We start from the raw sequence: 4,708 nt of genomic DNA on the forward strand, positions 1-4,708 counted from the left end.
AGCAGTTCGTCGACGACCTTGCCGCCGAGGGAGCCGGTCGCGCCGACGACGAGGACGGGGAGGGTGGTGGTCATGGGGGTCTCACTTTCCATCAGGTCAGGAGTGGGGGGATCAGGTGGCGCAGACGTGGGCGCCGTCGGCTCGGGTCGCTCAAGGGGCGGGCCTGCGATGGGCGGATCTGCGGCGGGGGTCACCGCCGGTCCGCAGGAGCTTGCGGGGGTCGACGGTGAACGGGACGCGGGTGATGCGGCCGTCCTCGATGTGCAGCCTGGTCGGCGACGGGGAAGGGCTCGACATCCCCGTGGGAGGGGTGTTGCCCTTTCCCCCGGACGAGTTCCGTCTGCCTGCACCGGGACAGCTCGCGCTTGCCCCTGACGCTGAGGCCCCGTTCAGCCCGTTCTCCGTGACGTACCGGGGTGAGCGGGGGTCGCGCCACATCCGCCGGCTCGGCGCACCGGGCTTTTTCCGACAGTCGCGGAGCCTGGATCCGTTCAGCACGGGCCTTCGTGCAGCCGAGTGCGCTGCAGCACTGTCCTCTTCGCAGGAACGCCGGAGGCGATTTGCGCTCCAGGCCGGAACCGGGGTGCAAGCCGAGAGGAGTTACTCAGGCTCTTACTGCGGCAGAGCGCGGCTGTTGATCGCGTCGGCGATGGCGTAGGCGGTGCGGACGAAGGACTCCGCCTGCTGCGCCGACAGGTTCAGCGCGGAGGTCTCCTCCAGGGCCCGCCACAAGGCCGCGATGGGCTCGCGCATCGCCCGGCCCTTGTCGGTGAGGTGCACGACCATGACGCGCCGGTCGTGTGCGGCCGGCTCGCGGACGAGCAGACCGGCGTCCTGCATGCGGCGCAGGGACTTGGACACGGTGGAGTGGTCCAGGCCGACGCTCTCCAGCAGCTCGGACTGGGACTGGCCGTCCCGGTCGAGGAGTTGCATCAGCAGCAGTTCCTGTCCGGGATGCAGGTCCATCTCACGGAGCATGACGCCGGCGCGGGCCCGGTGAGCGCGGGCGAGCTGGAAGATCGCGTAGCTCATCGGCCCCTCGCTGGCCGTAGAGGGGGTGCGGTGTGTGGAGGCGGGCATGATGCGGATTCCTCAGACGGTGTGGGTGGGGTAGTCGGTGTAGCCGGCCACTCCGCCGCCGTAGAAGGTCGCCGGGTCGGGGGTGTTCAGCGGCGCGCCGGCGCGGAGCCTCTCGACCAGGTCCGGGTTGGCGAGCGCGAGGGCGCCGACGGAGACAAGGTCGGCCGTGCCGTCGTCGACGTCCTTGGCGCGGGTGGGCAGGTCGGTGCCGGCCCGGTTGAGGACCAGGGTGGTCGGCCACAGCGCGCGCAGGGTGCCCAGCAACTCCTCGTCGCCCGCGTGCATCACGTGGAGGTAGGCCAGGCCGAGCGGGCCGAGGGCGTCCAGGAGCGCCGGATACAACTCGGCGGTGTCGGACTCGGCGATGTCGTTGAAGGGGTTGCCGGGGGAGATACGGATACCGGTGCGCTCGGCGCCGATCTCGTCGGCCACCGCGGCGGCGACCTCGACGGCGAAGCGGATGCGGCCCTCGATCGAGCCGCCGTAGCCATCGGTGCGCTGATTGGTGTTGTCGGACAGGAACTGGTGCAGCAGGTAGCCGTTGGCGCCGTGGATCTCCACGCCGTCGGCGCCTGCCGCGACGGCAGCCGCTGCGGCGCGGCGGAAGTCGTCGACGGTCGCCGCGACCTCCTGCGTCGACAGAGCACGGGGGGTCGGCATCTCCTGGGGCCCGGACGCGGTGAACATCACTCCCGCTGGCCGGATAGCGGAGGGGGCGACCGGCTGGCGCCCGTGGGGGGTGTTGTCGGGGTGGGCGATGCGTCCGGTGTGCATCAGCTGGATGACGATCCGGCCGTCGGCCGCGTGCACGGCGTCGGTGACCTTGCGCCACCCGGCGATCTGGTCGTCATTGTGGATGCCGGGGGTCAGGAGGTAGCCCTGTCCGTCGGCGGAGGGCTGGGTTCCCTCGGTGATGACGAGCGCGTGCGAGGCACGCTGGGCGTAGTACTCGGCGTTCAGCTCGGTCGGTACGCCTTCAGGGGTGGAGCGGTCACGGGTCATGGGGGCCATGACCAGGCGGTGCGGCAGAGAAATGCCGCCAAGAGTGGTCGGCGTCCACAGGGCGTTCAGCATGAGGGGTCCTTCGATATGGCGGTGACCGGCCGGTCACCGAGGAGGCAGCGGGTGGTCGTGGGGAGGCGGTGAGCGGGCGTGCTCAGCCGACGGTCAGGACGAGCTTGCCCCGCACGTGCCCGGCGTCGCTGGCCTGCTGGGCCGTGGCCGCCTGGTCGAGCGGGTAGGCAGTGACGGTGGTGACGAGCTTGCCGGCCGCGGCGTCCTCGGCCAGGGCGGCCAAGCGGGTGGTCGAGCGTTCCTGGGATCCCTGGGAGAAGGTGATGCCCAGCTGCCGTGCACCGAAGTCGGCGATGGTGACGATGCGCTCGGTGCCGCCCCGCAGGGTGATGGAGTCCTCCAGGGCGCCCTTCCCGGCCAGATCGAACACCGCGTCCACGCCGTCGGGGGCCAGCGCCTGCACCCGCTCGACCAGGCCCTCGCCGTAGAGGGTCGCGGTGGCGCCGAGCGAGGTGAGGTAGTCCTGGTTGGAGGGGCCTGCGGTGGCAATCACGCGTGCTCCGCGGGCCGTGGCGAGCTGGACCGCCAGGGTTCCCACCGCTCCGGACGCGCCGTGCATCAGCACGGTCTCCCCGGCGGTGACCCCCAGCAGGTTCAGAACCCGCTCAGCCGTCTCGCTGGCCACCGGCAGCGCGACCGCGTCCTGCCAGTCGAGGGCGGCGGGCTTGGCGGCCACGGTGGTGGCCAGCGCGTACTGGGCGTACGAGCCGGTGTCCGACCAGCCCAGCACCTCATCGCCGACCTGCACGTCGCTCACGCCCTCACCCAGGGCGTCCACCACGCCGGCGAGCTCGCCACCGGGGACGGCGGGGAAGGTCGTCGGGCGGACGGCCTCCAGCATCCCGGATCGGATCTTGCCGTCCAGCGCGTTCAGCCCGGCGGCCTTCACGCGGACCCGGACCTGACCGGGGCCGGGCTGCGGAACCTCGATGTCCGCCTCGTGCAGCACGTCCGTGCCGCCAAACTGGTCGAAAACGATTGCTTTCACGATGACTCCATTCCCTTTGGCCACCAAAAGTGTGGCTGGCCACATGAATCAACGTAGCAGCAATCACGTGGCTAGCCAAGTATTTGCGGACGCGAGGGCGGGGGTGGCCACCTCGGCTCGCTTCGGGGAGCGTCGACCGCTTGTGTGGCCGACCATGTAAATACCGCCAACGCCCTGCAACGGGCAGGAATCGCGGCCGACGAGAGGACCACAACGCTCCACGCCACCAGCCTCGACAGCACGGCACGCGACCCGCTGCGGGCGCCCTGGGCGAACTACCCGCTGCATCCGGTGGCCTGCGCCCGGCTGATCGGCGACTACGCCGTGGCGACCGTGGAGACCTCCGGTCCCGTACTGACCCGCCTGCTACAGGCTGTCCGGCCTGGACGCGCGCTGGGTCCGGTCGCCGGGCAATGCGGACCTCCAGCAGGGGGCGAGGTCACCATGGAGATCCACCAGCAGGAACAGCTGCGGTCCGTCACGATCTACGCCGCTTGCCGCCTCGCGGGCACCTACCGCACCCGACGATGGAACGTCAGAAGGACTGCTGTGCAGCCCGCCTGACGTTCCATCAGGTACGCGTCGATGCTCAGGCGCCCTTCCAGGCGGGCGCCAGCCCCGGGCGCCCCCACGGTCTGGCGCAAGCGCCTCACCCTCACCGACGACGCCATACTGATCCGGCGGGCCGGGCGCGGGGGCCGGCCTGTCGACCTGTCGACCTGGGCCGTGCACCTGGCCCCCGGCACCCGCTGGCACCCGGCAGCGCGGGCCGACCCCGACCCGGTCACGGCGCTCACCTCCGCCTGACGGCGGACCGAGAGGTGACAGGTACGACAAACCCGTGAATTCGCCGGCTCAGCCCGCGTGAACGGACCGGTCGTTGCGCGGTGCCGCCAGAAGGTCGAACCAGCAGGCCCCATGCGACTCACATCACACCCTGTGCACCCGACCACCAGAAAACCTGACGCGTCAGATACCGTCTTGTCAGAAGAACGGCTCGGCTCCAGCGGGCCCCCGCTCTCGACCGAACAGCGAAGAGCCCTGATGAGCACCCTCGAGTTCACCGATATCGATCTCGACTTTCCGGTCGGCAACAAGAACAAGACCGCCGCCCTCGTCGCCGGCGAGCAGGAGGCGCTGCTGGTCGACGCCGGATTCGCCCGCGCCGACGGCCACCGGCTCGCCGCCGAGATCCCCGACTCCGGCAAGACGCTCACCACCCGCCTGATGAGCACGCCGCACGAGAGAGCCGGCTTGGCCGTTTCCGCTTCCACCGTCCCGGCCGAGGCGGTCCGCCGCCCGTACGCCGGGAACACCCCTGCCCCCACACAGAGAGGTTTACCCCAATGACGAGCCTTCCCAGTCGACGGCGCCTCCTGGCCACCGGAGCGGGCGCCGCGCTCGGCCTCGGCGCGCTCGGCGCCACCGCGTCCCCCGCCACGGCCGCCCCCGCCGCAGCCGCGCACGGCCTCGGCGCCGGCGCCGAGGAGACCAGGACCCTCGACGAGCTGTACCAGGCCGCCATCGCCGAAGGCGGCAAGCTCGTGATCTACGCGGGCGGCGACC

General features: G+C 71.1%; 6 protein-coding genes and 1 pseudogene. 4 read left to right on the forward strand and 3 right to left on the reverse strand.

The features are described 5' to 3' along the window. Positions 1–612 precede the first annotated feature (612 nt). The 3 genes from ACFWWR_RS48395 to ACFWWR_RS48405 all read right to left on the reverse strand — a co-directional run bounded on the left by ACFWWR_RS48395 (position 613) and on the right by ACFWWR_RS48405 (position 3,142). Positions 613–1,080 (reverse strand): MarR family winged helix-turn-helix transcriptional regulator, encoded by a 468-nt coding sequence (locus tag ACFWWR_RS48395; RefSeq protein ID WP_383878377.1) that lies wholly within the window; start codon positions 1,078–1,080, stop codon positions 613–615. Positions 1,081–1,092: 12 nt separating this feature from the next. Beyond that, complete coding sequence (locus ACFWWR_RS48400; RefSeq protein WP_384310755.1) at positions 1,093–2,154, reverse strand: alkene reductase; 1,062 nt, start codon at positions 2,152–2,154, stop codon at positions 1,093–1,095. A gap of 82 nt (positions 2,155–2,236) precedes the next feature. After that, positions 2,237–3,142 (reverse strand): NADP-dependent oxidoreductase, encoded by a 906-nt coding sequence (locus ACFWWR_RS48405; RefSeq protein WP_383878381.1) that lies wholly within the window; start codon positions 3,140–3,142, stop codon positions 2,237–2,239. Positions 3,143–3,286: 144 nt separating this feature from the next. Between ACFWWR_RS48405 and ACFWWR_RS48410 the strand changes: the two genes are divergently transcribed. The 4 genes and pseudogenes from ACFWWR_RS48410 to ACFWWR_RS48425 form a co-directional block, all read left to right on the forward strand. After that, complete coding sequence (locus ACFWWR_RS48410; protein ID WP_383878383.1) at positions 3,287–3,706, forward strand: hypothetical protein; 420 nt, start codon at positions 3,287–3,289, stop codon at positions 3,704–3,706. A gap of 21 nt (positions 3,707–3,727) precedes the next feature. After that, on the forward strand, positions 3,728–3,949 hold the full coding sequence (locus tag ACFWWR_RS48415) for a hypothetical protein (RefSeq protein WP_384310757.1): 222 nt from the start codon (positions 3,728–3,730) through the stop codon (positions 3,947–3,949). Positions 3,950–4,186: 237 nt separating this feature from the next. Further along, a complete protein-coding gene (locus ACFWWR_RS48420) occupies positions 4,187–4,492 on the forward strand; it encodes a hypothetical protein (RefSeq protein WP_384310759.1) in 306 nt (101 codons plus the stop codon). Continuing rightward, positions 4,489–4,708, forward strand: a pseudogene (locus ACFWWR_RS48425) (ABC transporter substrate-binding protein); the annotation flags it as partial. The gene ACFWWR_RS48420 and the pseudogene ACFWWR_RS48425, both read left to right, overlap by 4 nt.

This window comes from Streptomyces sp. NPDC058678 (genome assembly GCF_042714835.1).
Lineage (GTDB): Bacteria > Actinomycetota > Actinomycetes > Streptomycetales > Streptomycetaceae > Streptomyces.